Origin of the sequence: Isoptericola aurantiacus (assembly GCF_044769875.1) — a bacterium.
GTDB lineage: Bacteria > Actinomycetota > Actinomycetes > Actinomycetales > Cellulomonadaceae > Isoptericola > Isoptericola aurantiacus.
On the sequence record NZ_JBJBAE010000007.1, the window covers coordinates 183958 to 209919 of the forward strand.

Consider the following 25962-nt stretch of genomic DNA (forward strand, 5'->3'; position numbering starts at 1 on the left):
CGCCGGTCGGGGTCGACGACGGCGCGGCGCGGAGGGCCTGTACCGCTCGGTGGGCGGCAGATCGGCAGGCGGTCCGCGAGGGGTGGCGCGTGGCGGGTACCCGGCGGGCGCCCACCACGGCAGGGCTGTCAGTGGCCGCTGTAGGTGCGGGCCGCGTCGTCGTGCGCCTGCTGCTTGTGCGGGGCCTGCTCGGCCTGCTGGGCGGCGAGGGCGTCGTTCTGGACGTCGATCGAGGCGACGGCGTAACCGGCCTCGTCGACGGCCTCGCGCAGGGCGGACTCGTCGACCGGGTCGTCGGAGAAGACGCTGACCTCCGACTCGCCGCCCTCGTGCAGCACGATGCTGACGTGCTCGACGCCGTCGACGCCCTCCACCTCCTCGGTGACGTGGGCGACGCAGTTGGCGCAGGTCATCCCGGTGACGCCCAGGGTGGTGACGGTACTCATGTGTGCTCCTCCGGTGGTCGGTTCAGCTGCGGACGAGGCGGCCGATGGCGTCGGCGGCCTCGCGGACCTTGGCGGCGCCGGCCTCGTCGGACTCCCGGGCGGCGTCGACGACGCAGTGCCCCAGGTGGTCCTCGACCAGCGCGAGGCTGACGGACTGCAGCGCCTTGGTGACGGCGGAGACCTGCGTCAGCACGTCGATGCAGTACGTGTCCTCGTCGATCATGCGCGCGATACCTCGCACCTGCCCCTCGATGCGGCGCATGCGCTTGAGGTAGGCGGCCTTGTCGGAGGTGTAGCCGTGCGGCCCGTCGTGCTCGTCCGTGACGGGCGCGGGGTCGACGACGTCGGTGGGCGCGTTCATGACACCTACCATACCCCTAGGGGGTATGAAGTCAAGGGGGTCGAGCGACGCCCGTCATCCCGGGGGCGGGGCTCGACCGCCTACTTCTTCTTTTTCTTGTTCTTCTTCGTGGACTTCTTGCCCTGGGAATCCTTCTTCTTCTTCGAGTCGGACTTCTTGTCCTTCTTCGTCGAGGGCTTCTCCGCCTTCTTGTTCTCCGTGCCCTTCGTCGACCCGGCCTTCGACTCCGCCTTCGACGGCGCGGCCGTCCTCGCCGCGGGCGTCGCCGTCGGCTCGCTCCCGGACACGCGCGACCTGAACCCGGTCCCGGCGCGGAAGCGGGGCAGGACGGCGGCCGGCACCTCGACCGTGGCGCCGGTGCGCGGGTTGCGGGCCGTCCGCGCGGGACGCTCGGCGCCCGTGAACGTGCCGAAGCCGAGCAGCGAGACGCGCTCACCCGCGGACACGCTCTCCACGATCGAGTCGAGCACGGCGTCGACGTGCCGGCGTGCCTCGGTGGGTGTGGTCCCCGTGCGGGTCGCGACGTCCGCCGCGAGCTGAGTCTTGTTCATTGGTGCCGCCTTTCCGATGGGCGTGACCGGACCAGTTCATCCGAGAAGTCACCAACGTACAGAAACGACACGCCGCAGAACAGGTTCTTGGTCCGTCCGCTACGCTGAGCCGCTGGTAAGCGCTTGCTGACGGAAGGCCGAGGACGATGGCGACGACGCCGCAGGTCATCAACGACAACGGGGCCTGGTGCTGGTTCCAGGACGAACGTGCACTGGTGGACCAGGAGGCCCGGGTGCTCGTCGTCGGATCCGTCGCGGCCCCCGAGGGACCCGGGGGCCGGACCCGAGGCGGCAACATCGAGCTGACGGTGGTCGACCTCGCCACGGGCGCCTCCGACGTCGTCGTCCTGCACGAACGCCTCGAGGCGGACGACCACGACGCGCCCGCGCTGTGGCGCCGCCGTGACGGGCGCTGGCTCGCCGTCTACACCCGGCACAAGACCGACGACCTGACCCGGTGGCGGATCAGCGACACCGCCGATCCGCGCGGCCCGTGGGGTCCGGAGCGCACGGTCGACTGGAGCGAGCGCACCGGCGGGACCGGCGTCACCTACGCCAACCTGCACCGGCTCGACGGGCGGCTCTGGTGCTTCGCCCGCGCCGTCAACGACGACCAGTGCGCCCTGGTCTCCGACGACGACGGCGACACCTGGACCTACGCCGGCAAGCTGTTCACCCGGCCCAAGGTCGGCTACGTCAACGGCTACACCCGGTATGTCTCGCGTGCCGGGGAGGACCGCATCGACCTCATCACTACCGACCACCACCCGCGGGACTTCGACAACTCGATCTATCACGGCTACCTCGCCGGCGGCGCCCTGCGGCGCTCGGACGGCACCGTGCTCGACCCCGACCCGATGCACGGCGAGGCGCCGTCCCAGACGGGTCTGACGACCGTCGTCGCCGCGGGTTCCGTGCACGGCGGCGTGCCGGTGACGCACTGCTGGACCACCGACGTCCGGCGCGCCACGGACGGCACCGTCGCCATGATCGTCACCGCACGCCACGACACCCCGGACGACCCGGCGGACGCCTACGAGCGGTTCCGCGACGTCGTCGACCACCGGTTCCTCTACGCACGCCTCGCACCCGGCGGCGAGTGGCGGGTGCACCACCTCGCGCTGGCCGGGCCCGGCCTGCTGCCCCACGAGCAGGACTACACCGGGCTCGCCGCCCTCGACCCCGAGGACCTCGACTCGCTGTACGTCTCGACGCCGTCGGACCCCCGCGACGGGCGCGCGCTGGCGCACCACGAGATCTTCCACGGCAGGACGCGCGACGACGGTGCCACGTGGACCTGGACACCCGTCACCGAAGGCTCCGACGTCGACAACCTGCGCCCGGTCGTGGCGCCCGGCGACCCGTCGTGGCGGCCGCTGCTGTGGTTCCGCGGCGAGATGACCGCCTCGCAGCACTACCGGTGCGAGGTCGTGCTGCACGCCCCGCACTGAGCGGCCGGCGGGCGGCAGCGCCCGGCGCGCCGCTGCGTGCGCTCAGTCGGCCGTCGCGGCGGCCGCCGCCCTGCCAGGACGCACGGCACGGCGCGCGCCATGATGGTGCGGACAGGCGGTCCGGTGGGAGGAGCGACGCATGCAGGTGCTCGCACCGCAGCGCGTCGCGCCGGCCGAGGGACGCCGGTGGCTGCCCTGGCCGTCGACCACCTGGGGCCGCGACGCCGTCGGAGCAGCGGCTCTGCTGGTCCTGGCCCTCGTCGTCGACCTTGCCGACGGGACGACCGACCCCGCGGCCCTCGCCGTCACCGTGATGGGCTGCGCGCTCCTGGCCGGGAGACGCGTGGCCCCCGTGCCGGTGCTGGCGGCCGAGCTGGTCGTCGTGGGCGTCGCCTTCGCCGTCGCCGGCATCGGCGACGTCCTCCCGACGTTCGCGGTCGCCCTGTACACCGCGGTCGAGCGGGCGCCGTCACCGGTCGGGGCCGCCCTCACCGGCGTGCTCGGCACGGCAGGACTCGGCCTCGTGGTCCTCGGCGCCACGGCGGGGGAGGCCGACGTCCTCACCCGAGAGCTCGGCACGCTGACCATCGGCGTGCTCGCCGTCGGTCTCGGGCTCACGGTCGGCGGCTTCCGCCGTTCCGTCGCCGTCGCACAGCTCCACGCCGAGCGGGACCACGCCGCCGCCGTCCGGCAACGCGTCGCCGAGGAGCGGGTCCGCATCGCCCGTGACCTGCACGACGTCGTCGGGCACGAGGTCGCCGTCATCACCGTCCAGGCCGGACTGGCCTCCCACCTCATGGAGTCCCAGCCCGCCCGCGCTGCCGAGGCGCTCGACCGCGTGCAGGAGGCCGGTGCCCATGTCCTCGAGGAGCTGCCCGCCCTGCTGCGGGTGCTCCGGCAGTCCGACGACTCCCCGGACACGGCTCCCTCGGCGGGCCTCGACCAGCTCGAGGTGCTGGTCGCCCATGCCCGGGGCGCCGGCATCGTCGTGACGGTGGAGCGAGGCGACGACCTCCCCGACCTCGGCGCGACCGCGGACGCCACGGCCTACCGGGTGGTGCAGGAGGCGCTGACCAACGCCGCGAAGCACGGCGACGGGAGTGCTCAGGTCCGACTCGGGTCCACCGGCGGCACCGTCGTCCTCGAGGTCGCGAACGGGATCGGCTCCGGAGCGACCCAGGGATCGGGGCTCGGGCTCGTGGGGATGCGCGAGCGCGTCGAGGCGGCCGACGGCACGCTCGAGACGGGCGCCCGCGACGGCAGGTTCGTCGTGCGCGCGGTGCTGCCGGGACGTGCCGGCAGCAGGGACCGCGGCACGCGACCGGCGGATGAGCACCCATGACCGTGCGGGTGGTGGTGGTCGACGACCAGGAGCTCATCCGCGCCGGGTTCGTCGCGCTCCTGGACAGCGACGACGGCCTGGACGTCGTCGGCGAAGCGGCCGACGGCGACCAGGCCGTCACCGTGGTACGCGAGACGCGCCCCGACGTCGTCCTCATGGACGTCCGGATGCCCGGCACCGACGGCCTCACCGCGACGGAGGACATCGCGGCGGACCCCGAGCTCGCCGATGTGAAGGTCGTCATCCTGACCACCTTCGAGGACGACGACTACATCCTGCGCGCACTGCGCGGCGGAGCCAGCGGGTTCCTCGGCAAGGGTGTGCGGCCCGCCGCGCTCATCGACGCCGTCCGCACCGTCGCGGCAGGGGAGTCGTTGCTCTCGCCCGCCGCGACCCGTCGGGTGATCGAGCACGTGTCGCGCGAGCCGGTGCACCCGAGCGTCGCGGGGCACCGGTTCGAGCACCTCACCGAGCGGGAGCGGGAGGTCGTGCTGCTCGTCGCGCAGGGACTCGCCAACGACGAGATCGCCGAGCGGCTCTTCATCACACCCGTGACCGCCAAGACCCACGTCAACCGGGCCATGACCAAGATCGGTGCACGGGACCGCGCGCAGCTCGTCGTCGCGGCCTACCAGGCAGGGATCGCCGGGGCCTGAAGCGCCCGTCCCGGTCACGACGTCGACGTCGTGCTGCGAGCGCAGTGCTGCCACGCGTCCGCGTGACGTCGTCCGCTGCCTGTCTCTCCGGCCCGACCGACGTACTGCGTCCGCAGCAGGAGGAAGAGTCTGCGGCCGGACGACGCGGCCGGCGGCCCGTCGGGAAGAGCCTGGAGCCATCGGAAGAACTCCTCCACGAAGTCAGGCGATCACCATGAAGTACCGTCCGCTCAGTCTCTCGGTCTCGGCCGTCGCGGCCCTCGGACTCGTGCTGGCACCGGTGGCGGCGCAGGCCGCGGCCAGCCACACCGGGTGCGAGCACTCGAACGGCCGCGCGAACGGCTGCCAGCGGGACGTCGAGCACATCAGGGGCACCGGTCCGGAGTCGGCGTCCTCCGCCCTTCAGGGCGAGCCGACCTCTGAGGTGCCGGACGTCCCCACGGAGCCGGTGGCGACGCCCACCCAGGTTCCCGACCTGGTCGACCAGCAGATCCCTGAGTCCGTTCCCGAGCCGGAGGCGACGCCGATGGCGGTGCCGACGCCGGAGACCAGGGACCCGCAGCGGATCACGCAGGAAGAGCCGACGGTCCCCGAGGTGATGGCCACGCCGCAGGTGCGGGATCAGGCGACGCCGTCTGTCGAGCCGTCGCGGTCGGTGCAGGCCGTCCCTCAGATTCCGCAGGTGCGCCCCGAGCCGAATCCGCTGCCTCAGCTCGTGCCCTCCACCCAGCCGCCGTTGCTCGACCAGCGGGTGCCGTCCGACCTCGTCCTCGTCGCACCGGAACCGAACGTGCCGACCGTCGTGCCACAGGACGGGAACGGTTTGCCGGGCCTCTGGACGTCGGCCGAGATCAGCACGACGACGGCGACGTCTCCGGTCACCGCGGTCGACGAGGCGATCGCCGTCGGTGGTGTCGAACTCACGGCGGGCGACTCCGCCCCCGAGGCCGTGCAGGCTCCTGAAGCGGCGACGGCCGCGGCGGATGTCGCGCCTGGACGGACGACCGCTGGGCCGAGCAGTCGATCGCACCGGGTCCTCCGGACCGCTGCGCCCGCGACGCGCGTCGCCGCCGGCAACAGCCGCACGTCTCTTGCCTACACCGGTAGCACCGTGGGCCCGCTGGCACTGGGTGCGCTCGGGCTGGTCGGCCTCGGCGGACTGCTCCTGGTCGGACGCCGCAGCACGCAGCGCTGACCGCAGACCTCGTCGCCCTGAAGGCGAGCGGACCACGGAACGGAGGGCCGGTGAAGTTCAGCGGGTGGCGTTGAGGTGGCAGGTGCCCCGCTCAGTCGGCCGTCGCGGCGGCCGCCGCCTCCGCCGCCGCGGGCAGCGCCTCGAGGACTCGCCCCACCGCCTCGTCGTCGTGCGCCGCCGAGCAGAACCAGGCCTCGAACAACGACGGCGGCAGGTTGACGCCGGCGTCCAGCATCGCGTGGAAGAACGGCTTGTGGCGGTACACGTCCTGCGCCCGGGCATCGGCGAACGAGGCCACGCCGTCGCGCGCCGCGGCCTCGCCGAAGAACACCGAGAACAGCGAACCGACGCGCTGCACGCGGTGCGGCACGCCCGCGGCGTCGAGCGCCTCGCCGAGCGCCTCCGAGATCGTCGTGGCGACCTCGCCGACCCGGGAGTACACGCCCTCGTCGGCCAGGCGCAGCGTCGTCAGGCCCGCGGCCACCGCGACCGGGTTCCCGGAGAGCGTCCCGGCCTGGTAGACGGGACCGGTGGGGGCGAGGCGGTCCATGATGGCGGCCGGACCGCCCAGGGCCGCCACGGGCATCCCGCCGCCGACGACCTTGCCGAAGGTGAACAGGTCCGGCGTCCAGTCCTCTCCGCCCGAGCGGGCCAGGCCCCAGTACCCGGCCTCCGAGACGCGGAACCCGGTGAGCACCTCGTCGAGGATCAGCAGCGCACCGTGCTCGGCCGTCATCCGGCGCAGGCCGGCGTTGAACCCGTCCGATGGCGGCACGACGCCCATGTTGGCGGGTGCGGCCTCGGTGATGACGGCGGCGATGCGGTCCCCGTGCGCCGCGAACGCCGCCTCGACGGCGTCCAGGTCGTTGTACGGGAGCACCAGCGTCTCGGCGGCGGACGCCTCGGTGACGCCCGCCGAACCCGGCATCGACAGGGTCGCGACCCCGGAACCCGCCTCGGCCAGGAGGGAGTCGACGTGCCCGTGGTAGCAGCCCGCGAACTTGATCACGAGCGGGCGCCCGGTGACGCCGCGCGCCAGCCGGATCGCCGTCATCGTCGCCTCGGTGCCGGTGGAGACCAGCCGGACGTGCTCGGCGGCGGGGACGCGGCGGCGGATCTCCTCGGCGAGCTCGACCTCGCCCACCGTCGGCGCGCCGAACGACAGCCCACGGGCGGCGGCCCCCTGCACGGCGGCGACCACCTCGGGGTGAGCGTGCCCGAGCAGCGCCGGCCCCCACGACCCGACGAGGTCCACGTACTCGCGACCGGCGACGTCGGTGACATACGCCCCGCGTGCCGAGACCAGGAACCGCGGGTCCCCGCCCACCGACCCGTAGGCCCGCACGGGGGAGCTGACGCCGCCGGGGATCGCCCGCTGCGCGCGCAGGAACGCCTCGTGGTTGTCGGCCGGTGGCGTGGTGTCCACCAGCGCCGTCTCGACCTGCCCGAATCCTGCGGTGTCCGTCATCGTCGTCCTTCCGTCGTCGCCGGCTGCGCCAGCCAGTCCGAGATCTCGAGCGCCCAGTACGTCAGGATGACGTCGGCGCCGGCCCGCTTGATCGCCAGCACCGACTCCAGGACGGCGCCGCGCCGGTCGATCCAGCCGTTGGCGGCGGCGGCCTCGATCATCGCGTACTCCCCGGAGACCTGGTAGGCGGCCACGGGCACGTCGGACCGGTCGGCCACGCCACGCAGCACGTCCAGGGACGTCCCGGCGGGCTTGACCATCACCAGGTCGGCGCCCTGGTCCAGGTCCAGGTCGGCCTCGCGCAGACCCTCGCGGGAGTTGGCGGCGTCCATCTGGTAGGTGCGTCGGTCGCCGGACAGTGCGGAGTCCACAGCCTCGCGGAACGGTCCGTAGAACGCGCTGGCGTACTTCGCGCTGTAGGCGAGGATCGCCACGTCGGAGTGCCCGGCGGCGTCCAGGGCCTCCCGGATCGCGGCGACCTGGCCGTCCATCATGCCCGAGGGCGAGACGACCTCCGCGCCGGCCTCGGCCTGGGCGACGGCCATCGTGGCGTACAGCTCGACGGTGGCGTCGTTGTCCACCGTGCCCTCCGGCGTCAGGACGCCGCAGTGGCCGTGGTCGGTGAACTCGTCCAGGCAGGTGTCCGCCATGACCACGGGCCCGGGCCGGCCGGACTCCGCCTCGACGGCCGCGACCGCCTCGCGGGCGATCCGGATGCCGCGCTGGAGGATCCCGTCGGGCGCGAGGCCCTGCGATCCGGTCGCGTCCCGCTCGGCCGGGATGCCGAAGAGCATCACGCCGCCGATCCCTGCCCGCGCGGCCGCGGCGACGGCGTCGCCCAGCGTGGCCTCGGTGTGCTGCACCTGGCCGGGCATCGAGGAGATCGGCACCGGTTCGCCGATGCCCTCCTTGACGAACAGCGGCAGCACGAGGTCGGCGGGGTGCAGCCGGTGCTCGGCGACGAGGCGGCGCACGCGCGGGGTGGCGCGCAGGCGCCGCGGCCGGTGGACGATGCCCGGGTTGCTCATGGGTTCCTCTCCAGCAGAGCGATGACGGCGGCGGCGAGCGCCGCGTCCGTGGGGTGGTCGGCGACGGCCGCGACGGTCAGCCCGGCTTCGCGGGCGGCGTCGGCGGACGGGCGCCCGATGGCGACGACGGGGGCGGTGTTGCCGAGCTGGTCGGCGATCTCGCGGGCGACCGAGCCCGAGGTGACCACGACGGCGTCGTACCCGGCGGCGACGACGTCGGCCGGCAGGTCGGAGCGGACGGTGCGGTAGGCGGTGACGACGTCGGGAGCCCAGCCGAGCGCGTCCAGCCCGTCGCGCAGGGTGGGGCGGGCGCGGTCGCCCAGCGGCAGCAGGACGCGGCGCGCCCCGCCGGGTGGCGCGGGCGGGCCGGTCGGTGCACCGGGTCGCGGCAAGGCCTCGAACGCGGCGACGATCCCGTCGGCGGACGCGTCGTCGGGCACGAGGTCGGGGTCGACGCCGACGGCGCCGAGCGCCCGCACGGTCGCGGGTCCGACGGCGGCCCACCGCACGGGTGCGGCGGCCAGGGCGGCCTGGGTGGTCCGGGAGGCGTCCGCGGCGACCGGTTCGCTCTGCGCGGTGGCGTCGTCGGTGCTGCCGGACGGCGCGGGGGCGTCCTGGGCCTCGGGCGGGCCCTCCGGCGCCACCTCGGCCAGGGCGTCGACGGCGTTGACGCTGGTGATGACCACCCAGCCGTACCGCCCGGCGACGAGGTCGCGGACGGCGTCGGTCAGGGCCCCGGTGTCGGTGGCGGGCGCCCGCTCGATGACGGGGGCGACGGTCACCTCCACCCCGGCGTCGCGCAGCAGGCCCGCGAGCCCGACGGCGCGGGCGGGCGGGCGCGGCAGGAGGACCCTGCCTGCGATCGGTCCGGTCAGGTCGCTCACGCGCCCTCCGGGTCGTCCGTCCCGGTCGGGAGGCGCACCGGGTCCGACGGCGCGGGCCGGCTCGGGTTCAGCGGCGCGAGCCGGGCGGCGCCGTCGGCCAGCAGCCGTTCGGCGACCCGGACGCCGAGGTCGTGGGCGGTGGCGTCGGCCTCCTCGAGCGCCGCCGTCGGGGAGATGGCGGCGCGCGCGGTGTGCTGGAGCTGTTCGGTGCCGTCCAGGGAGGCGACGACGGCGGACAGGACGAGGTCGCCGTCGTCCAGCCGGGCGTACGCACCGATGGGCGCGGCGCAGCCGGCCTCGAGGCGGGCCAGGACCGCGCGCTCCGCGGTGACGGCGAGCCGGGTGGGCCGGTGGTCGAGCGCGGCGAAGGCTTCGGCGAGACCCGGGGCGCCGTCGTCGTCGGCGAGGTCGCCGGTACGTGCCTCCACGGCCAGCGCCCCCTGGCCCGGTGCGGGAGCGACGACGAGCGGGTCGAGCACCTCGCTGACGACCTCGGTGCGGTCGATCCGGGCGAGCCCGGCGTAGGCGAGGACGACGGCGTCGAGGTCGGCCTGGGGGCCGAGCGCACGGGCGAGCCGCGTCTCGACGTTGCCGCGGATGTCGACGATCTCCAGGTCGGGGCGGGCGGCCTGCAGCAGCGCGGCGCGGCGCGGGGACCCGGTGCCGACCCGGCCGCCGCGGGGCAGCGTGTCCAGGGTGAGGCCGTCGCGGGCGCACAGGGCGTCGCGCGGGTCCTCGCGCTCCGGGGTGACGAACGTGAGCTCGGCGGGCTGCGCGGTGGGCAGGTCCTTGAGGGAGTGCACGGCGACGTCGCAGCGGCCGGCCACCAGCGCCTCGCGCAACTTGGCGACGAACACGCCGGCGCCGCCGAGCGATGCCAAGGAGCTGGTGCGGTCGGCATCGCCCTCGGTGCGCACGTGGACCAGCTCGACGGAGCGTTCCAGGAGCTCGTCGAGGCGGCGCGCGACCAGACCGGACTGGGTGGTCGCCAGGTTGCTGGCGCGCGTACCGAGGCGCAGCGGCGCGGGTGCGGGGGTGCTCACCCGCCCAGTGTCTCCCAGACCGCCGGTGCCGAGGCAACCCGCACGGCGCGACCGGACGTGTGACGTGCCACCATGGCGGCAGACGGGTGCGGCACGTGCCCGGGTGAGGGGTCGGGTCGGATGGACGAGGTACGGCACAGCATCGCCCTGGTGGCGCACGACAACAAGAAGGTCGAGCTGCTGCGCTGGGCGGAGTTCAACCGGGGCACGCTCGCCGCGCACTCCCTGTGGGCGACCGGCACCACGGGCACGATGCTCGAGTTCGAGCTGGGGCTGCCGGTGAACCGGTTGCTGTCCGGCCCGGTGGGCGGCGACCAGCAGATCGGCGCCAAGATCGCCGAGGGCCTGATCGACATGCTGATCTTCTTCTGGGACCCCCTGGAGGCGCAGCCGCACGACCCCGACGTCAAGGCGCTGCTGCGGCTCGCCGCCGTGTGGAACGTGCCGATGGCCTGCAACGTCACGACCGCCGACATGATGATCTCCTCGCCGATGATGCGCGAGGACTACGCCGCCAGCCGGCCCGTCATCGGGGCGCGTGCGTGGGACGGCGGCGAGCCGGCCTGACGGGTCGCTCGTCCGGCCCGTAGGGCGAGCCCTGCCACTCCAGTCAACTCGGGTGATTCAGACCTTGTCGCACGGCTGCGGCGTACCGCGACAGCCGTGCGTCTCCGTGGAGCGGCCAACCGAGCAGCTGGGTGTTTCCCAGGTTGCCTGCGAGGACGGCATCTTCCGGTCCGGCGGTCCAATCGCTGCGGAGCTCGGCTCGGCGGCCCGGGTTCAGGAGGGCCGCCGCGTCCGCAGCGAGCTGGCGGACCGCGGCCGTCGCCTCGTCGAAGTCGGTGGACTCGAGGTGGGCCAACCCCGTGTTCGTGTCGTAGAGACGATCACGGAACGTGGCGCTGAACGTCCCGATCTCCTTCGGATCGACGCACCAGTACATCGCGCAGGCAAGGTCTGGGCCGTCCTTATAGTTCGGGTGGGCCGCACGGTCGAGCCAGGCTCTCAGCTTGAGCAACGTGTAGCCGGCGACGGTCGGGATCCGCACGGGTCCTGTTCCTCCCAGATCGACGACCGTCGCGTCGTTCCAGACGTCCTGGAACCCGAACACGCTCATCGCCTCTTGGTGGGGAGCCGGGGTCACCTCCCCGTCCGGCTCTTCGACGTCGACGCCGAAGGGCATGAGGTCGACCGGTATGCCCGCCACGAGGAAGCGGATCCCGGACGTGGAGCCGGATACGTGCGTCAGGCGCTCCGTCAGCGCCTGGTAGTGGTCCCACCGTGGCGACGATCGACTCCTGGAGATAGCCCTCAGCCGTTCTCAAGAAGTCCTCCTCGCATCGCGAGCGCTGCTTCACGCTGCCGCGGTTCTCGTGACGCCAGCAGATCGGCGTAGATCAGCAGGGGCGGGGCCCGGCGGGCCGCCGGTTCGCCGCGGTCGACATCCGGCGGCGGGTTCAGCTCGGTCCAGAACTTCCGGCGGACGATGATGTTGCCCGACTCGCCGGGCTCGGGGCGTCGCCAGCGTGAGCGCGCGACCAGAGCCGGCTCCAGGTCGTGCACGTAGAGGGTGAGGTCGGGTCCTTGGAGGCCCTCGACAGCCGGCTCGCCGCTGATGTAGACGTCGCGTCCGGCACTCGACCATGCCTGTGAGTAGGGCTCTCCCCGGAAGCGGCCGAGCTCGAGGGATCGTGCGAGCCCCAGAGGGAAAGCCGTCGCCCATCGTTCGATCAGGTCATCCCGGTGGTCCACGGCGGAGGCCCCAGGGAACAGATATCGCTCCTCCGTGAGGGCTTTGATCGTGCTGTGCGCCATACCGACCGAGGTGCCCGCTGACTGAGCGATGTCACGCATCGGCATGCCCACGAGCTCTGGCCAGGTGAGCAGAGAAAAGATGACCTGGGCGCGTCGCGCGCTCATGAGGTTCGTCTCCTGTGCGGCGGGCGCGATCCGGTCCGGCGCGGGCTTCTTGCGCCCCCGAATGTCGATGCGCACTCCCGGTGCCCGGACATAGGCATTGCCTGCAGCGTCGACGTACCAGGTGTCGTGGCGACGCGCGCGCTCCGCGAGCGACGGCGGGATCCGGTCCCCGATGAGCAGGGTGCCCTCGGAGCCATCGGGCCGGCGGAGGATCTGGCGCCGTGCTGACTTCGAGTCGTCGACCCGCGTCCAGCGACGCTCGAGTGAGATCCCGTCGACCTCGAGCCGGGCGCGCGGCCCCGCGAGGGACACGTGTACCCCGTCGTCGCGCCATCGTTCCGTGATCCGCTCGACGAGTTCATGCGTGTCGTCCATAGCCTCCTCCTCCGAACATGGCCAGTGTACGGTCGAACTGAACGTTCAGCACGCCTGAACGTCTCGTTCGGCTGAACATGTCGTCCACGAGTCGGCCATGGGACCCTGAATCATGCCCCTGCGCTTCGAAGAGCTGGACTTCCAGGACACCCCGATGGGGGAGATCAGCCTGCGCCGGCGCTTCGACCCGGCCGCGCGACGGGACGTGTACGAGGTCCGCCTCGGCGACGAGTACCTCATGTCCAGCCTCTTCGTGGTGGCGGAGGAGGCCCTGGCCACCCTGGCGCTGGACCTGCTCGACGCACCCGACGACGCCGCGCTGCGCGTCATGGTCGGGGGCCTCGGCCTCGGCTACACGGCGTGCGCCGCCCTGGCGGACCCGCGGGTCGCGGACCTGACGGTCATCGAGTACTCCGGCCCCGTCCTGGACTGGCACCGCCGCGAGCTGCTGCCCGACACGGCGGGACTCGCCACGGATCCGCGCTGCACGCTGGTCCAGGACGACTTCTTCGCCCGCGTCGCCGCCGCCCCCGGCACGCGCTACGACGCGATCCTGCTCGACGTCGACCACACCCCGCGGCACGTCCTGCACCCGAACCACGCCGCGTTCTACGAGCCGGCGGGTCTGCGGGCCATGGCCGCACACCTGACCGAGGGCGGCGTGTTCGCGCTCTGGTCGGACGACCCGCCCGACGAGGAGTTCCAGGCATCCCTGGGCGAGGTCTTCGCCGAGCACTCGGCGCACCTGGTGCCGTTCGCCAACCCGATCACCGGCGGCGAGTCCAGCAACACGGTCTATCTGGCCCGGGGCGCTGCGCGTCGCTGACGCGCCCTCAGCGGGCGGGCCGCACCCCGGTGCGGGAGAAGTCGTCCCCGACGAACAGCAGCTCGTCGCCGCGATCGACCGCCAGGGCGTAGGTGAAGCAGTCTCCGAGGTTCAACCGTGCCGGGTGCCCGCTGCCGCGGCCGAAGTCACGGTAGGCGTCCCGGGCGAGCGTCGCGTGCTCGGCCGTGAACGGGACGATCTCGACCTCGCACTCGGCGAGCAGCGCGTCCAGGCGGCGGGTCTGCTGCGGCGCGAGGCGTCCGACGACGATCCCGAGCTCGGCAAGAGTCGCTGCCGACATCGCAGCCGGACGGTCGAGGAGCAGGTCGACGATCTGGTCCGCGCCGGGCTCGCCGAGCAGGGCGGCGATCACCGCCGAGGCGTCGACGATCACGCGGGCAGCCCCGCGCCGTCGTACAGGTCGGACTCCGCGGCGCTGAGCGTCTCGCGGTCGGAGTCCGTGAGGTCGGCCCGGACGTCGGCCAGGATCAGATCGACGCGGATCCGTCGTGCCGCGCGGTCGGCCGCGTCCGCCGTCCCGGACGCGGCGAGCTCGTCCAGGCGGCGCTGCACGGCGTCCTCGACCGCGCTGGTCTGGCTGGAGCCGGTCAGGTCGGCGAGCCGACGCACCAGGTCGTGGGTCCGCTCGTTCTTGATGTTGAGGCTCATGGTAGAACTCTACCCTCACAGGGTAGACGTCTACCAGGTCACAGCCGCCCGACCGCCGCCTGCGCGTGCGCCACGATCGCCGCGAGCCCGGTCCCGGCGACCCATCCGCCGGTCACGGCCAGTCCCGGGGTCTGCCCGACGGCGGCGCTCAGCGCCGTGACGTCGGCCCGGTAGGCGGGTGTCGGGGGCGGCAGGGCGCCGTCCCACCGCTGGTGCAGGTGGTCGACGACACGGTCCGTCAGCGCGATCCCGAACAGCTCGGAGGCGTCGCGGGCGGCCTCGGCGGCGTCGGGCACCGCCGTCGTCTCCCCGATCCGACCGTAGGACAGCCGCACCACGTGCCTGTCCGCACCGGCCGCAGCCTGCACCCGACGCGCGAGCCACGGCCACTTGGCCGTGGCGTGCGTCAGCGCCTTGGCCCGCACCTCGGTCGCTCCCGGCGCCACGAGCATCCCCGACCCGCGCGGGGCTGCGTCGAGCTCGGGCGCGTCCAGCAGCAGCGTCACCAGCCGGACGTCCGCGCCGGGCTCCGGGCGCGGCACGACGCCGGTCCACGGTTCCAGCAGCGGCCCGACGGCGGGCGTGGTCACCACCAGGCGTGGCGCGGTGACGGTGTGCACCGACCCGCGACCTCCGGCGACCCCTGCGGAGGTGGCCCGTGAGCGCACCGCCCACCCGCCGTCGTCGGACCGCTCGATCCCGACGACCTCCTGCCCGAGCCGCAGCGTGGTGTGGATGGGGCCCGTGGCGTCGGTGACGGGGGAGTCGGTCCACAGCTCGGCGCTCGCGGCGAGCTGCCCGGCGAGCGCCTCGACGATCGCGTGCACCCCGCCGTCGATCCCGCGCACGGCGGACCCGGCGGGCGCCGCGGCCCGCAGCGCCCCGACGGCGCGGGTCAGGGAACCCTCCACGGCGAAGCGGTCGGCCAGCCCGGGGGCGACGGCGCTCACGGCGAGCCGGTCCAGGGGGGCCGAGTGGACGCCACCGGCCACCGGGGCCACGAGCCGATCGGTCACGCGCCGGCCGAGGCGGGCACGCACCAGGGAGCCGAGGTCGTCGGCGTGGGCGCCCACGAACCGCGGCAGGACGCGGTCCAGCGAGCCGCGCAGCGCTCCGGCCCACCCGACGGCGGCGCGCACGTCGGCCGCCCAGGGCGTCGCCGGGATGCCGAGCACCCCGGCCTTCGGCAGCGGGAACGCCCGCCCGGCCGCGTAGCCCCAGGCGGACAGCGGGGCCGGTTCGACGACGTCGAGCCCGAGCTCGGCGGCGAGCTCGCCCACCGCGGTGCCCCGGGAGGCGAACGACTCCGCGCCGAGGTCGACGGGCACGCGGGGCATCGACTCGAAGGAACCGCCGCGCACCGGTCCGCCGAGCCGGGTCGACGCCTCGAGCACGACGGTGCGCAGCCCGCGCTCGACGAGGGTGTGGGCCGCGACCAGCCCACCGATCCCGCCGCCGACGACGACGGCGTCGACCTGCTGGCTCACAGCGAGTGCACGAGCTCGACGACGCGCGTGAGCACGGTCGGGTCGGTGTCGGGGGGCACGCCGTGACCGAGGTTGACCACGTGCCCGGCCGCGCCCGAGCCGCGGGAGACGACGTCGCGCACGTGCTGCTCGAGCGCCTCCCACGGGGCGCCCAGCAGCGCGGGGTCGATGTTGCCCTGGAGGGGGACGTCGGCGCCGAGCATCGCCGTCGCCTCGTCCAGGGGCGTGCGGTAGTCGACGCCGACGGTCCGGTGCGTGATCCCGGCGTCGACCAGCACGTCGCGCATGGCGGGCAGCAGGTGGCCGGTGGCGGTGCCGAAGTGGATGCCCGGCACGCCCGTGCCGCTGTCGCCGCCGGTGTCGCCGTCGGGGCCGGGGACGCGCAGGTCGGCCACGTGGCGCAGGGCGCGGGTGGACGACGGCGCGACGTGCGCGGCGTAGTCGGCCAGGGAGAGCGAGCCGGCCCAGGAATCGAAGAGCTGCACGGCGCTGGCCCCGGCGAGGACCTGGGCGCGCAGGAACCGGCCCGTCAGGTCTGCCGTCCACGCGGTGAGGCGCTGCCACGTCTCCGGGTCGGCGTGCATCAGGGTGCGGGCGGCGAGGTGGTCGCGCGAGGGGCGGCCCTCGACCAGGTAGGCCGCCAGGGTGAACGGGGCGCCGCCGAACCCGACGAGGGGTGTGGACGCGGCGCCGTCGGAGAGGCCGGCGACGGTGCGTTCCACGGCCTCGGTGATCGGGGCCAGCGCGGCGTCGTCGAGGTCGCGGGCCACCAGCTCCTCGACGTCGGCCGCCGTCCGGTAGGGGCGGTCCATGACCGGACCGACGCCGGGAGCGATCTCCACGCCCACGCCGGCCAACTTCAGCGGTACCACGATGTCGCTGAAGAACACCGCGGCGTCGACGCCGTGCCGGCGCACCGGCTGCAGCGTGATCTCGGCGGCCAGCTCGGGTCGCAGGCACGACTCCAGCATCCCGACACCCTGTCGCACCTCGCGGTACTCGGGCAGCGAGCGCCCGGCCTGGCGCATGAACCAGACGGGGGTGCGTGCGGGGCGGTCCCCGCGCAGCGCCCTGACCAGCGGGGACGTGCCGGTGCGCCCGTCGGCCAGGGGGTGGGCGGCGGGCAGGTTGCTGACGTGGCGCGTGGGGGATGTCACGGTCCACGATTCTGCCCCGAGGGCGTGGCGATCATAAAGTGGAGCCACTGTGGTTCTGATCTCCCTCACCGCCTCCCACCGCGAGCTGGACCTCGACGCCCTGGAGCGCCTGTCCACCGGCTCGCAGTCCGTGGGGCGCACCGTCGTGAGCACGTGCCGCCCGGTGCAGGGCGCCGTGGTGATCTCCACGTGCAACCGCTTCGAGCTCTACCTGGACGTCGACGCCCCGCTGGTCGGCGACTCGGTGCACCACGCGACCCGGCACGTGGCCGACCTCGTCGCCGCGTCCTCCGGCGTCACGCCGCAGGCGGCCGCTGCCTCGTTCACCGTCCGCACCGGCCCCGAGGTCAGCGAGCACCTGTTCACCGTGGCCGCCGGCCTGGACTCCATGGTCGTGGGGGAGCGCGAGATCGCCGGGCAGGTCAAGCGGTCGCTCGCCGAGTCCCGCGCCGACGGCACCACCTCCAAGACGCTCGAGCTGCTGTTCCAGACGGCGTCGCGCACCTCCAAGCAGGTCGGCCACCACACCCGCCTCGGCGGCGCCGGGCGGTCCCTGGTCGCGCTCGGGCTCGACCTGGCCGGCGAGGTGCTGCGCCCCTACCCGGCCGCGCGCGCGGTCATCATCGGCACCGGCGCCTACGCGGGCGCCGCCGTCGCCGCGCTGCGCGCCCGGGGCTGTTCCGACGTGCGCGTCTACTCCGGGTCCGGCCGAGCCGCCGACTTCGCCGCGTCGCACGGGGTCGGCGCCGTCGGCACCGACTCCGAGGCGCTCGTCGAGGCGCTCGCGGACGCCGACCTCGTGGTGTCCTGCTCCGGTGCGCGCGGCCGGCGCGGCGCTGCCGACCCGGGCGCCGAGGTCTCGATCGAGTACGTGCTCGACGCCGCCGCCGTGGCCCGCGCGCGGGAGCGAGCCGCCGCCCGGGTGCAGGACGAGCCGGAGCCGGACGCGCTGGTGATCCTCGACCTCGCGCTGCACCGCGACGTCGACCCGCGGGTCGCGGACGTCGAGGGCGTGCTGCTCTACGACCTGTCCACGCTGAAGGCCAACGCCCCCGCGACGGCGAGCGCCGACGTCGACCACGCCCGCACCATCGTGGCCGAGGCGACGTCGCGGTTCGAGGAGACCCGGCTGGGCCGTGCCGCCGACGCGGCCGTCGTGGCGCTGCTGGACGAGGCCGAGCGGCAGGTCGCCGCCGAGGTGGCCGTCGCCGTCGCACGGCTGACGTCGGAGCTGGCTCCCGCGACGCCCACCGAGGACGACCACGACGCGATCGCCCGGGACGTGCGCCGACGCGTCCACGCGGGCCTGCACGACCGCATCGTGGCGGCGCGTGCTGTGGCGCTGGCGGAGGCCCGCGCGGCCGAGGCCGCCGTCGTCGCCGGTGCCGAGCAGAGCCTCCTCGCGGTTCACCCGGTCGACTGAGAGCCCTTTTTCCCTTTTGTCGAGCCGAATCGGGCGGGCTTGTGTAGCGTGAACCCGGAGACCGGGGATCCTGGTTTCCCACGCTCTCGACACACTGCTGCGGAAGGACTTCCCCGATGGACAGCTTCTGGGACTACATCTGGTTCCTGCTCTGGATCTTCCTGTTCATGGCGTACCTCATCGTCCTGTTCCAGATCCTTTCGGACCTGTTCCGGGACCACCAGCTCTCCGGCTGGTGGAAGGCGATCTGGGTCGTCTTCCTCATCTTCGTCCCGCTCATCACGGCGCTGATCTACCTGATCGCCCGGGGTCGCGGGATGGCGGAGCGCAACCTGGCCGCCGCGAAGGACGCGAAGTCCGCGACCGACGACTACATCAAGTCGGTCGCCGGCCCGGTCTCGCCGGCCGACCAGATCGCCTCGGCCAAGAAGCTGCTCGACGAGGGCACCATCTCGGCCGAGGAGTTCGCCTCGCTCAAGGCGAAGGCGCTGTCCTGATCCAGCTGTTCTGACGCGCTGGGGGAAGGCCCCGCGCGCGGTCGCGTTCACGGGCGCTGGGCGCCCTCCACTTCGGGGAATGACGACCGCGCGCGGGACCTTCCCCCGGCGCGTTTCCCTGCATCGTCGGGAGACCTCCTCATGCGGCTCGGTGTGATCGACATCGGTTCCAACACCGTCCATCTGCTCGTCATGGACGCCCGCCCCGGTGCGCGTCCGGTGCCGCAGGCGAGCCACAAGACCACGGTCCGGCTGATGCAGTACGTCGGGTCCGACGGCGCGATCTCGTCCAAGGGCGTCAAGGCGCTGTGCAGAGCTGTGGAGGACGCCGCCGAGGCGGGTCGTGGCCACGACGTCGAGGCGACCATGGCGCTGGCGACGTCGGCCGTCCGGGAGGCCCGCAACGGGGCGAAGGTCCTGGCCGCGCTGGAGCAGGTCGCCGGTGCACCCATCGAGGTGCTGGCGGGCGACGAGGAGGCCCGGCTGACGTTCCTCGCTGCCCGCCGCTGGTACGGCTGGGGCGCCGGCCGCCTGCTGCTGCTCGACATCGGCGGTGGGTCGCTGGAGATCGCCACGGGGGTCGACGAGGCGCCGGACGTGGCGCTGTCGGTGCCGCTCGGCGCGGGACGGATGACCCGCGAGTTCCTCGTGGACGACCCGCCGCGGCCGAAGGACGTCGAGCGGCTGCGCAAGCACGCGCGCGGGGTGCTGCGCGACGCCGTCGGGCCGGTGCTGGACGCGCCCGCGCCGGACCACGCGGTGGCGACGTCGAAGACCTTCCGCTCGCTGGCGCGGCTGGCGGGCATGCCTCGTCAGGTCCTGGGCACCGATGAGCGGTGGCGGGTGCGGCACGACCACCTCGTCGACTGGGAGCCTCGGCTGGCCAAGCTGTCCTCGGCGGACCGCACGGTGCTGCCGGGGATCGGGCCGGGCCGGGCCCGGCAGATCGTGGCGGGTGCCGTCGTCGCCCAGGAGGCGTTGGGTGCGCTCGGGGTGGTGGAGGTCGAGATCTGCCCGTGGGCCCTGCGCGAGGGCGCGATCCTGCAGCGCCTCGACCGCCTCTGACCTCTGTTGTGGGTATGAAATTGACGGCCCCTCCCCGTGAGGGGCCGTCAATTTCATACCCACAACGGAGGGGGGCGGAGAGATCCTCACCAGCGGGCCGGGTCGGAGCCCCAGGGGTGCGCCGGCGCCGGGTAGTCGTCCACGGGCAGGGCGGGCCGCGCCGTGGTGACGTCACCGTGCGTGACGGTGGTGCCCGACGGCGGGAGTGCGGCCGGCGGGTGCGCCGGGTCCCGCCCGGGGGCGTCGAGCAGCCAGGTCGCCGTGCGAGCGAGCGAGACGGCCACGTCCCGTCCCGCCCCGTCGCGCGTGCAGGCCGTCAGGGCGTCCACGACCCCGGCGGCCAGGAGGTAGCCGGTCGCGTGGTCGAGGGCCTGCGCGGGCAGCGCGCCGGGCGTCGCGCCGTCGGCGGACTCCAGCATCGCGATGCCGCACGCGGCCTGGACGATCGAGTCGAAGCCGCGCCGCGGTGCCCACGGTCCGTCATCGCCCCATGCGCTGACGCGGGCGTGCACCGCGCCCGGCGGGACCTGCAGCCCGTGGGCCTCGACCGCCCCGGGCCGGTAGCCCGTGACGAGCACGTCGGCGGCGTCCAGCAGCTCCTGGGCGCGGGCGTGCTGCGCCGGGTCGCGCAGGTCGAGCAACGCCGACCGCTTGCCCTGCCCGGTGTCGAGGTGCTGGGCCGGGATCTCGGCGGGCTCGGGCGGGTCGATCCGCAGCACGTCCGCCCCGAGCAGGGCGAGCGTCCGGGTGCCGACCGGCCCCGCGATGACGCGGGTCAGGTCCAGCACGCGCACCCCGGCCAGCAGCCGGTCCGCCGGTCGGCGGTGGTCCGGGCCGAGGGCGGTCCGGCCCCGGCCGCCCTCGGCCCCGGACCCCGCGTCACCACGCGCCGTCGTGGCCACCAGGGGCCCGACGCCCGCGGCGCGGCCCGGCCCGGAGGCTCGCCACTCGTCCTCGGTACGGACCCGGACGGCGATCGCCCCGGCCCGGGCGGCGCCGTCCTCCACCTGCTGCGCGGACGACGTCGCGAGGTGCGCCGCGAGGTCGTCCCGCGTGGCGTCGTCGGGCAGGTCGAGCAGCCGCAGCAGGCGGACCCGGTGGTGGGGGTAGTTGGCGTGGGTGCGGAGCCAGCCGTCGGCCGTCGGGAAGAACCCGGAGTGCGGGGCGAACCCTGCCCAGGGGGCGCCCGCGAGCCGCAGCAACCGGTCCGAGGAGAACGCGGCGGCGATCCTGCCGACGTCGAGCGGCTCGTCCACCAGCGGCCCGGTGGCTCCGGCCCGGCGTGCCGCCCGGCGCAGGGCCCCGACGCCGGTGCGGGCGAGGCCGGCCACGGGCAGCGTGGCGGCGAGCAGACCCTCCATGCACCGACGGTAGCCGTGGACCGCAGAATTCACCCGGCCGGTGGCGGCAGACCGCGGCATCCTGGAGGGGACGGCGCCCCCACCGCACGGGCCGTCGGCCCCCGGACGTCGCCGCAGCGCCGAGGAGCGTGCCATGGTCACCGTCCAGCAGGGGTTCGCCAGCTTCTCCGTCGACGACGTCGACGCCGCCCACCGCTTCTACTCCGACGTCCTCGGCCTGCGTGTCACCGCGGTACGGGGCTCGCTGATCCTGCACCTGCCGGGCGGGACGGCGATCTTCGTCTACCCGAAGGGGGACGACCACGTCCCGGCGTCGTTCACCGTGTTCCACCTGGCCGTCGACGACGTCGACGCGGTGGTGGACGAGCTCGCCGCGCACGGCCTGGAACCGGTCCGCTACGAGGGGTTCGACCACGACGAGAAGGGGATCGTTCGCGGGTTCATGGAGGGTGGCGACGGCGTCTGGTTCACCGACCCGGCCGGCAACGTCGTCGGGTTCATGGACGGCGAGGGCGCCGCAGCGTTCGGGGAGGCGATCGGCTGAACCGCCCCTCCCGCCGGGGGTTGCGGTGGCCCGCCCGACGGCGGTCCCCGGCCGGCGTTGTTCGTTAGGATCGGGCGCATGGCCAAGACCGCTGAATTCGTGCTGCGTCCGTTCGAGGGTCTCCCCGGGGAGGCCGACTGGGTCTCGATGCGGGAGATCGTGCCGTCGGCGACCGCCACCGCCCGCACCGTCGCCGCTCACGGCGGCCGTGACGTCGTCGTCGCCACCGTGCTGCCCGGTGGCTGGGCGGCGCTGCACCGCGAGGACGGGACGGTGCTGCTGGCCGTCCAGGGCGTGCTCGCCTCCGACGACATCAGCCGCGACCTCGCCGCCGCGCTGCTGGCCGCGATCGAGGCCGAGCCGGGCACCGGCGTCGCTGCCGACCAGCTCGAGGTCCCCGCGGACGGGCCGCGCCTGCAGGACGTGCTCGACGCCGACGTCCCGTTCGAGGTGACGGTCCATGAGGGCTACGAGTACTGGATCGACGCCTCGACCGAGATGACCGACGACGTGCGCGCCGGGCTCGAGGAAGCCGCCGAGCAGTCGGTCCCCACGGTCAAGGTGGAGGGCGTCGAGGCCGCCTACTGGTGCCGCATGAGCCGGGAGTTCGTGCGGTGGGCGCGCACCGAGGACGAGGACCGCGTCGTGGACGCGATCGCACGCCTGCACGCCAAGCGCGACTCCGGGCTGGCCGGCGGCAAGTTCCTCGGCATGTTCCGCGCCTGCGGGCTCGTGGTCCCGGTCTGGGAGCTGCCCCGCGGCACCGAGGCCGACGAGCTGGCCGAGCCGGTCCGGGACCTGTCCGAGCGGTTCGAGGCCGCGCTCGCCGTCGACGCGCCGCTGGACGCGAACGAGCGGCGCGCCCGGGCCGGCATCGTGTCGCGGCAGGTGACCCTGCGCTGACCTGCGCAGAATCTTCACCCGGTCCGCCCGTCCGATCTCCGAGCAGATGCTGAGGACGGGCGTACCGGGGGAGTAGCATTCTGAGGGAAGTTCTTTGCACTTCTGATCCGGGCCGTCGGGCCGCGGATCATCGACGACCGCACAAGGCAGGGAGCTGTGGACGCGGACCAGGGGGTTGCCCGCACGGGTGAGGACACGACGGTGACCGAGACGGCCGGTTCTGCACCGGGGCGCCAGCCCCGGCGGGGTGGAATGCCGGTGGCCAGGACGCCGCGGCCCCCGACCGCTCGCAACGGTCGCAGCTCCCAGCGTGTCGCCGTCGTCGTGCCGGCCAAGGACGAGGCCGACCGGATCGCCGCGACCGTCCGGTCCGCCCGCGCCATCCCGCACGTGGACCTCGTGCTCGTGGTCGACGACGGCTCGACGGACGACACCCAGCACGTCGCCCGCGAGGCCGGTGCCGTGGTGGTGCGCCACTCCCACAACCGGGGCAAGGCCGCCGCCATGGAGACCGGCGCCGCCGTCGTCGCGATGCGCGACGCCGACGGGCGCGCCCAGCGCCTCCTGCTCTTCGTCGACGGCGACCTCGGCGACACGGCCGTCAACACCGCGCCGCTCGTGGGCCCGGTGCGCGAGGGCATGGCCGACCTCGCGATCGCGCTCCTGCCCGCGCAGAAGGGCGCGGGCGGCCGCGGCATCGTGGTCGGCGCCGCCCGCAAGGCGATCCGTCGTCTGACCGGCTGGAGCCCCACCCAGCCGCTGTCCGGGATGCGGTGCCTGACGCGGGAGGCGTTCGAGGCCGCGACCCCGCTGGCCCGCGGCTGGGGCGTCGAGACGGGCATGACGATCGACCTGCTGCGTGCCGGGTACGTGGCCGTCGAGGTCCCCTGCGACCTGCGGCACCGGCCGTCGTCGAACGACCTCGCCGGGCAGCTGCACCGTGCCGGGCAGTACCGCGACGTCATGGCCGCGGTGAGCGCGCGGCAGGTGCGGCGCGCGGTCGACAAGGTCGGTCGGATGGGCAGGTCGGGCAGCCGGCGCTGAACCCCGGCCGGCGTCCGGCCGGTTCCCGCCCCGTCCGGTCCAGCCGGCTCGGTGACGGCGGATCAGGGCGTGACGATCGCGAAGTCCGGGTCGCCGGGATCGAGCACCGCGGCCAGCCTGCCCACCACCGCCGCATCGCCCGTGACATCGAACCCTGCGGCGGTCAGCGTCTCCGCGGAGAGCCCGCCGGCGGCGAGCACCGGAAGCTTCTCCCGCGTCGTCGTCAGGGTGACGTCGGCGTCCTCGCGCTGCTCCGCCCTGCTGTACGTGAGCACCCCGTGGGCCAGGCGGACGCGGTAACGATCACCGGATCCGGTGAGCACGACGTCGATCGTCAGCCGTTCGTCCCACGCACGGGGTCCGTCCACCTGGACGGCGAGGGCGTCGAAGAGCATCTCCGGGGTGAGGTTGGCGATGACGTCCGGGGCGGCGGTCTGGGTCGGCGTGCCGAACGGGCCCTCGCGCAGCTCGGTGGCCCCCGACAGGTAGAAGTTGCGCCAGGTGCCGTTCTCCGAGCCGTAGCCGAGCTGCTCGTAGGTGTCGGCGAGCACCTCGCGACCGGCGGCGTGGTCCGGCTCGGCGAAGACGACGTGGTTGGCGAGCTCCGCCGCCCAGCGGAAGTCCCCGTCGTCGTACGCGGAACGTGCGACCGCGACGACGGCGTCCGCCCCACCTCCGAGTGCGACGTACCGCCGCGCCCTCTCCACCGGCGGGTGCTCCCAGAGGTGAGCCGGGTTGCCGTCGAACCAGCCCAGGTACCGCTGGTAGATCGCCTTGACGTTGTGGCTGACCGACCCGTAGTAGCCCCGGGCGTTCCACGCGTGCTCCAACGCCGGGGGGAGCTCGATCGTCTCGGCGATCTCCGGACCCGTCAGACCCTGGTTGAGCATGCGCACCGTCTGGTCGTGCAGGTAGGCGTAGAGGTCGCGCTGGTTCTCCAGGAAGCCCACCGCGCGGTCGTGCCCCCACGTGGGCCAGTGGTGGGAGGCGAAGACCACCTCGAGGTCGTCGCCGAACAGGTCCACCGTCTCGGTGAGGTACTTGGCCCACGAGTTCGGGTCGCGGACCACGGCGCCGCGCAGGGTCAGCAGGTTGTGCAGCGTGTGGGTGGCGTCCTCCGCGGCGCAGAGCGCGCGGTGGTCAGGAAAGTAGAAGAGCATCTCGGAGGGCGCCTCGGAGTCGGGCGCCATCTGGAACACGATGCGGACGCCGTCGACGACCTCCTCCTGGCCGGTCGTCGTGACGTCCAGCGTCGGACGGATCATCGTGACGGTCCCGGTCGACGTCGTCTGCCCCAGCCCGGCACCGACCTGCCCCTGCGGACCCCGGGCGAGGGCCGCGCCGTACATGTAGCCGGCGCGTCGGGACATCGCCGTGCCGGCATAGACGTTCTCCGCCACCGCGTGCTCCACGAAGCCCTCGGGAGCCAGGACAGGCACCCGGCCCGCGTCGACGTCCTCCTGGCTGGTCACTCCCTTGACGCCGCCGAAGTGGTCGACGTGCGAGTGGGTGTAGATGACGCCGGTGACCGGCCGTGCGCCCCGGTGCTCGCGGTAGAGCTGCAGCGCCGCGGCGGCGGTCTCGGTGGAGATCAGCGGGTCGATGACCACCACACCGGTCTCGCCCTCGACGAACGTGATGTTCGACAGGTCGAACCCCCGCACCTGGTAGATCCCCGGGACCACCTCGAACAGGCCCTGCTCGGCGACCAGCCGCGACTGCCGCCACAGGCTCGGGTTGACCGTGTCGGGCGCGTCGTCGGCGAGGAACGCATAGGAGTCGTTGTCCCAGACGACGCGACCGTCCGCGTCACGGATCACGCACGGCTCGGCGGTCCCGATCAGGCCGCGGGTGGCGTCGTCGAAGCCCTGGGTGTCGTCGAAGGGGAGGCGCTCGCGGAGCTCCTGCTGCTGGCGCGCGACGGCGGGTGAGACGGGCTGGTGGGGAGTAGGCATGTCCCGAGAGTGGCACCGTCGGGCGAGTCCCGCCGGGCGAGCGCCCAGGTTCGGTCGGACCCGGGGCTCCGGCATCATGACCGCGGACATCATCTGCCGAGGACTGCTCCATCGGAGCCGCACGGGACTCGAGCGAGGTTTGCCCCGCAATGACTGGTCGGTAGGGATGTGCTCCGCCTCGCTTCCCCGAGCGATGGGCGCTCGACGCGCCATAGCCTGTGATCTCTGGCACTGTCATGGTCAAGTTCGCGGGAAAGGTACCGCACGGGTCGAGGGCAGGGTCCTCGTGGAGGGGCACCGATTGGACGATC

At 73.9% G+C, this 25962-nt stretch carries 28 protein-coding genes; 12 read left to right on the forward strand and 16 right to left on the reverse strand.

Annotation, left to right across the window (positions count from 1 at the left end; genetic code table 11):
* Positions 1-128: 128 nt before the first annotated feature.
* The 3 genes from ACIQLL_RS17260 to ACIQLL_RS17270 form a co-directional block, all read right to left on the reverse strand.
* Positions 129-446 (reverse strand): heavy-metal-associated domain-containing protein, encoded by a 318-nt coding sequence (locus ACIQLL_RS17260; RefSeq protein WP_402469863.1) that lies wholly within the window; start codon positions 444-446, stop codon positions 129-131.
* Positions 447-468: 22 nt separating this feature from the next.
* On the reverse strand, positions 469-807 hold the full coding sequence (locus ACIQLL_RS17265; protein WP_402469866.1) for a metal-sensitive transcriptional regulator: 339 nt from the start codon (positions 805-807) through the stop codon (positions 469-471).
* Positions 808-887: 80 nt separating this feature from the next.
* Positions 888-1358 (reverse strand): HU family DNA-binding protein, encoded by a 471-nt coding sequence (locus ACIQLL_RS17270; RefSeq protein ID WP_402469868.1) that lies wholly within the window; start codon positions 1356-1358, stop codon positions 888-890.
* Between the two features lie 146 nt (positions 1359-1504).
* Here ACIQLL_RS17270 and ACIQLL_RS17275 point away from each other — a divergent pair, with 146 nt between their 5' ends.
* The 3 genes from ACIQLL_RS17275 (at position 1505) to ACIQLL_RS17285 (ending at position 4807) form a co-directional block, all read left to right on the forward strand.
* Complete coding sequence (locus ACIQLL_RS17275) at positions 1505-2809, forward strand: BNR-4 repeat-containing protein (RefSeq protein WP_402469870.1); 1305 nt, start codon at positions 1505-1507, stop codon at positions 2807-2809.
* A 139-nt stretch (positions 2810-2948) separates the two neighbouring features.
* A complete protein-coding gene (locus ACIQLL_RS17280; RefSeq protein ID WP_402469874.1) occupies positions 2949-4151 on the forward strand; it encodes a sensor histidine kinase in 1203 nt (400 codons plus the stop codon).
* Positions 4148-4807, forward strand: a complete 660-nt coding sequence (locus ACIQLL_RS17285) for a response regulator (protein ID WP_402469876.1) — start codon at positions 4148-4150, stop codon at positions 4805-4807. Before ACIQLL_RS17280 ends, ACIQLL_RS17285 begins: the two co-directional genes overlap by 4 nt.
* A gap of 201 nt (positions 4808-5008) precedes the next feature.
* On the opposite strand, the gene ACIQLL_RS17290 is transcribed toward ACIQLL_RS17285, so the two are convergent.
* Positions 5009-5173, reverse strand: a complete 165-nt coding sequence (locus ACIQLL_RS17290) for a hypothetical protein (protein WP_402469879.1) — start codon at positions 5171-5173, stop codon at positions 5009-5011.
* 160 nt (positions 5174-5333) lie between these two features.
* Here ACIQLL_RS17290 and ACIQLL_RS17295 point away from each other — a divergent pair, with 160 nt between their 5' ends.
* Positions 5334-6002 (forward strand): hypothetical protein, encoded by a 669-nt coding sequence (locus ACIQLL_RS17295; RefSeq protein WP_402469882.1) that lies wholly within the window; start codon positions 5334-5336, stop codon positions 6000-6002.
* A 91-nt stretch (positions 6003-6093) separates the two neighbouring features.
* Here ACIQLL_RS17295 and hemL read toward each other — a convergent pair whose 3' ends face one another.
* Genes hemL through hemC form a run of 4 tightly spaced genes read right to left on the reverse strand, consistent with a single transcriptional unit; the run spans position 6094 to position 10425 of the window.
* Entirely contained in the window at positions 6094-7470 is a 1377-nt protein-coding gene (gene hemL / locus ACIQLL_RS17300) for a glutamate-1-semialdehyde 2,1-aminomutase (protein ID WP_402469885.1), read from the reverse strand.
* Positions 7467-8498 carry a porphobilinogen synthase gene (hemB, locus tag ACIQLL_RS17305; protein ID WP_402469888.1) on the reverse strand — a complete coding sequence of 344 codons (1032 nt, stop codon included), beginning with the start codon at positions 8496-8498 and terminating at the stop codon, positions 7467-7469. Before hemB ends, hemL begins: the two co-directional genes overlap by 4 nt.
* Positions 8495-9382: a uroporphyrinogen-III synthase gene (locus ACIQLL_RS17310; protein WP_402469890.1), complete on the reverse strand. Its 888-nt coding sequence runs from the start codon at positions 9380-9382 to the stop codon at positions 8495-8497. Before ACIQLL_RS17310 ends, hemB begins: the two co-directional genes overlap by 4 nt.
* Positions 9379-10425, reverse strand: coding sequence for a hydroxymethylbilane synthase (hemC, locus tag ACIQLL_RS17315; RefSeq protein ID WP_402469892.1), 1047 nt, complete (start codon positions 10423-10425; stop codon positions 9379-9381). The genes ACIQLL_RS17310 and hemC overlap by 4 nt, the downstream gene beginning before the upstream one ends.
* 120 nt (positions 10426-10545) lie before the next feature.
* On the opposite strand from hemC, the gene ACIQLL_RS17320 reads away from it, so the two are divergent.
* Positions 10546-10992, forward strand: coding sequence for a methylglyoxal synthase (locus tag ACIQLL_RS17320; protein WP_402469895.1), 447 nt, complete (start codon positions 10546-10548; stop codon positions 10990-10992).
* A 43-nt stretch (positions 10993-11035) separates the two neighbouring features.
* Here the strand turns inward: ACIQLL_RS17320 and ACIQLL_RS17325 are convergent, their stop codons facing one another.
* Both ACIQLL_RS17325 and ACIQLL_RS17330 read right to left on the reverse strand, forming a co-directional pair.
* On the reverse strand, positions 11036-11632 hold the full coding sequence (locus ACIQLL_RS17325; RefSeq protein ID WP_402469897.1) for a hypothetical protein: 597 nt from the start codon (positions 11630-11632) through the stop codon (positions 11036-11038).
* Between the two features lie 104 nt (positions 11633-11736).
* Entirely contained in the window at positions 11737-12720 is a 984-nt protein-coding gene (locus ACIQLL_RS17330; RefSeq protein WP_402469900.1) for a type IV toxin-antitoxin system AbiEi family antitoxin, read from the reverse strand.
* Between the two features lie 112 nt (positions 12721-12832).
* Between ACIQLL_RS17330 and ACIQLL_RS17335 the strand changes: the two genes are divergently transcribed.
* Entirely contained in the window at positions 12833-13546 is a 714-nt protein-coding gene (locus ACIQLL_RS17335; RefSeq protein ID WP_402469902.1) for a spermidine synthase, read from the forward strand.
* A gap of 7 nt (positions 13547-13553) precedes the next feature.
* Here the strand turns inward: ACIQLL_RS17335 and ACIQLL_RS17340 are convergent, their stop codons facing one another.
* Genes ACIQLL_RS17340 through hemE form a run of 4 tightly spaced genes read right to left on the reverse strand, consistent with a single transcriptional unit; the run spans position 13554 to position 16859 of the window.
* Positions 13554-13940 carry a type II toxin-antitoxin system VapC family toxin gene (locus ACIQLL_RS17340; protein ID WP_402469905.1) on the reverse strand — a complete coding sequence of 129 codons (387 nt, stop codon included), beginning with the start codon at positions 13938-13940 and terminating at the stop codon, positions 13554-13556.
* Positions 13937-14215: a type II toxin-antitoxin system VapB family antitoxin gene (locus ACIQLL_RS17345; protein WP_402469907.1), complete on the reverse strand. Its 279-nt coding sequence runs from the start codon at positions 14213-14215 to the stop codon at positions 13937-13939. Before ACIQLL_RS17345 ends, ACIQLL_RS17340 begins: the two co-directional genes overlap by 4 nt.
* 38 nt (positions 14216-14253) lie before the next feature.
* Positions 14254-15702 carry a protoporphyrinogen/coproporphyrinogen oxidase gene (locus tag ACIQLL_RS17350; RefSeq protein ID WP_402469909.1) on the reverse strand — a complete coding sequence of 483 codons (1449 nt, stop codon included), beginning with the start codon at positions 15700-15702 and terminating at the stop codon, positions 14254-14256.
* Positions 15699-16859 carry a uroporphyrinogen decarboxylase gene (gene hemE / locus ACIQLL_RS17355; protein ID WP_402469912.1) on the reverse strand — a complete coding sequence of 387 codons (1161 nt, stop codon included), beginning with the start codon at positions 16857-16859 and terminating at the stop codon, positions 15699-15701. Before hemE ends, ACIQLL_RS17350 begins: the two co-directional genes overlap by 4 nt.
* A gap of 49 nt (positions 16860-16908) precedes the next feature.
* On the opposite strand from hemE, the gene ACIQLL_RS17360 reads away from it, so the two are divergent.
* From ACIQLL_RS17360 to ACIQLL_RS17370, 3 genes are all read left to right on the forward strand, one after another.
* Positions 16909-18282, forward strand: a complete 1374-nt coding sequence (locus tag ACIQLL_RS17360) for a glutamyl-tRNA reductase (RefSeq protein WP_402469914.1) — start codon at positions 16909-16911, stop codon at positions 18280-18282.
* Between the two features lie 116 nt (positions 18283-18398).
* Positions 18399-18779: an SHOCT domain-containing protein gene (locus ACIQLL_RS17365; protein ID WP_402469917.1), complete on the forward strand. Its 381-nt coding sequence runs from the start codon at positions 18399-18401 to the stop codon at positions 18777-18779.
* Positions 18780-18920: 141 nt separating this feature from the next.
* Entirely contained in the window at positions 18921-19844 is a 924-nt protein-coding gene (locus ACIQLL_RS17370) for a Ppx/GppA phosphatase family protein (protein ID WP_402469920.1), read from the forward strand.
* Between the two features lie 86 nt (positions 19845-19930).
* Here ACIQLL_RS17370 and ACIQLL_RS17375 read toward each other — a convergent pair whose 3' ends face one another.
* Positions 19931-21205: a CoA transferase gene (locus tag ACIQLL_RS17375; RefSeq protein WP_402469922.1), complete on the reverse strand. Its 1275-nt coding sequence runs from the start codon at positions 21203-21205 to the stop codon at positions 19931-19933.
* Positions 21206-21338: 133 nt separating this feature from the next.
* On the opposite strand from ACIQLL_RS17375, the gene ACIQLL_RS17380 reads away from it, so the two are divergent.
* From ACIQLL_RS17380 to ACIQLL_RS17390, 3 genes are all read left to right on the forward strand, one after another.
* Positions 21339-21749: a VOC family protein gene (locus ACIQLL_RS17380; protein WP_402469925.1), complete on the forward strand. Its 411-nt coding sequence runs from the start codon at positions 21339-21341 to the stop codon at positions 21747-21749.
* Between the two features lie 78 nt (positions 21750-21827).
* Positions 21828-22652: a DUF5926 family protein gene (locus ACIQLL_RS17385; protein ID WP_402469928.1), complete on the forward strand. Its 825-nt coding sequence runs from the start codon at positions 21828-21830 to the stop codon at positions 22650-22652.
* Between the two features lie 252 nt (positions 22653-22904).
* Positions 22905-23696: a glycosyltransferase family 2 protein gene (locus ACIQLL_RS17390; RefSeq protein ID WP_402469990.1), complete on the forward strand. Its 792-nt coding sequence runs from the start codon at positions 22905-22907 to the stop codon at positions 23694-23696.
* Between the two features lie 62 nt (positions 23697-23758).
* Here the strand turns inward: ACIQLL_RS17390 and ACIQLL_RS17395 are convergent, their stop codons facing one another.
* A complete protein-coding gene (locus tag ACIQLL_RS17395; RefSeq protein ID WP_402469931.1) occupies positions 23759-25651 on the reverse strand; it encodes an alkyl/aryl-sulfatase in 1893 nt (630 codons plus the stop codon).
* Positions 25652-25962 lie beyond the last annotated feature (311 nt).

Bases quoted from the DNA above. Each gene is read 5' to 3' on its own strand.
- ACIQLL_RS17280 (WP_402469874.1), top strand. From the start codon at position 2,949: ATGCAGGTGCTCGCACCGCAGCGCGTCGCGCCGGCCGAGGGACGCCGG.
- ACIQLL_RS17365 (WP_402469917.1), top strand. From the start codon at position 18,399: ATGGACAGCTTCTGGGACTACATCTGGTTCCTGCTCTGGATCTTCCTG.
- ACIQLL_RS17385 (WP_402469928.1), top strand. From the start codon at position 21,828: ATGGCCAAGACCGCTGAATTCGTGCTGCGTCCGTTCGAGGGTCTCCCC.
- ACIQLL_RS17270 (WP_402469868.1), bottom strand. From the start codon at position 1,358: ATGAACAAGACTCAGCTCGCGGCGGACGTCGCGACCCGCACGGGGACC.
- ACIQLL_RS17395 (WP_402469931.1), bottom strand. From the start codon at position 25,651: ATGCCTACTCCCCACCAGCCCGTCTCACCCGCCGTCGCGCGCCAGCAG.
- ACIQLL_RS17295 (WP_402469882.1), top strand. From the start codon at position 5,334: ATGGCGGTGCCGACGCCGGAGACCAGGGACCCGCAGCGGATCACGCAG.
- ACIQLL_RS17380 (WP_402469925.1), top strand. From the start codon at position 21,339: ATGGTCACCGTCCAGCAGGGGTTCGCCAGCTTCTCCGTCGACGACGTC.
- ACIQLL_RS17370 (WP_402469920.1), top strand. From the start codon at position 18,921: ATGCGGCTCGGTGTGATCGACATCGGTTCCAACACCGTCCATCTGCTC.
- ACIQLL_RS17265 (WP_402469866.1), bottom strand. From the start codon at position 807: ATGAACGCGCCCACCGACGTCGTCGACCCCGCGCCCGTCACGGACGAG.
- ACIQLL_RS17335 (WP_402469902.1), top strand. From the start codon at position 12,833: ATGCCCCTGCGCTTCGAAGAGCTGGACTTCCAGGACACCCCGATGGGG.
- hemB (WP_402469888.1), bottom strand. From the start codon at position 8,498: ATGAGCAACCCGGGCATCGTCCACCGGCCGCGGCGCCTGCGCGCCACC.
- ACIQLL_RS17390 (WP_402469990.1), top strand. From the start codon at position 22,905: ATGCCGGTGGCCAGGACGCCGCGGCCCCCGACCGCTCGCAACGGTCGC.
- ACIQLL_RS17290 (WP_402469879.1), bottom strand. From the start codon at position 5,173: ATGTGCTCGACGTCCCGCTGGCAGCCGTTCGCGCGGCCGTTCGAGTGC.
- ACIQLL_RS17275 (WP_402469870.1), top strand. From the start codon at position 1,505: ATGGCGACGACGCCGCAGGTCATCAACGACAACGGGGCCTGGTGCTGG.
- ACIQLL_RS17285 (WP_402469876.1), top strand. From the start codon at position 4,148: ATGACCGTGCGGGTGGTGGTGGTCGACGACCAGGAGCTCATCCGCGCC.
- ACIQLL_RS17320 (WP_402469895.1), top strand. From the start codon at position 10,546: ATGGACGAGGTACGGCACAGCATCGCCCTGGTGGCGCACGACAACAAG.
- ACIQLL_RS17260 (WP_402469863.1), bottom strand. From the start codon at position 446: ATGAGTACCGTCACCACCCTGGGCGTCACCGGGATGACCTGCGCCAAC.
- ACIQLL_RS17345 (WP_402469907.1), bottom strand. From the start codon at position 14,215: ATGAGCCTCAACATCAAGAACGAGCGGACCCACGACCTGGTGCGTCGG.
- hemL (WP_402469885.1), bottom strand. From the start codon at position 7,470: ATGACGGACACCGCAGGATTCGGGCAGGTCGAGACGGCGCTGGTGGAC.
- ACIQLL_RS17375 (WP_402469922.1), bottom strand. From the start codon at position 21,205: ATGGAGGGTCTGCTCGCCGCCACGCTGCCCGTGGCCGGCCTCGCCCGC.
- ACIQLL_RS17330 (WP_402469900.1), bottom strand. From the start codon at position 12,720: ATGGACGACACGCATGAACTCGTCGAGCGGATCACGGAACGATGGCGC.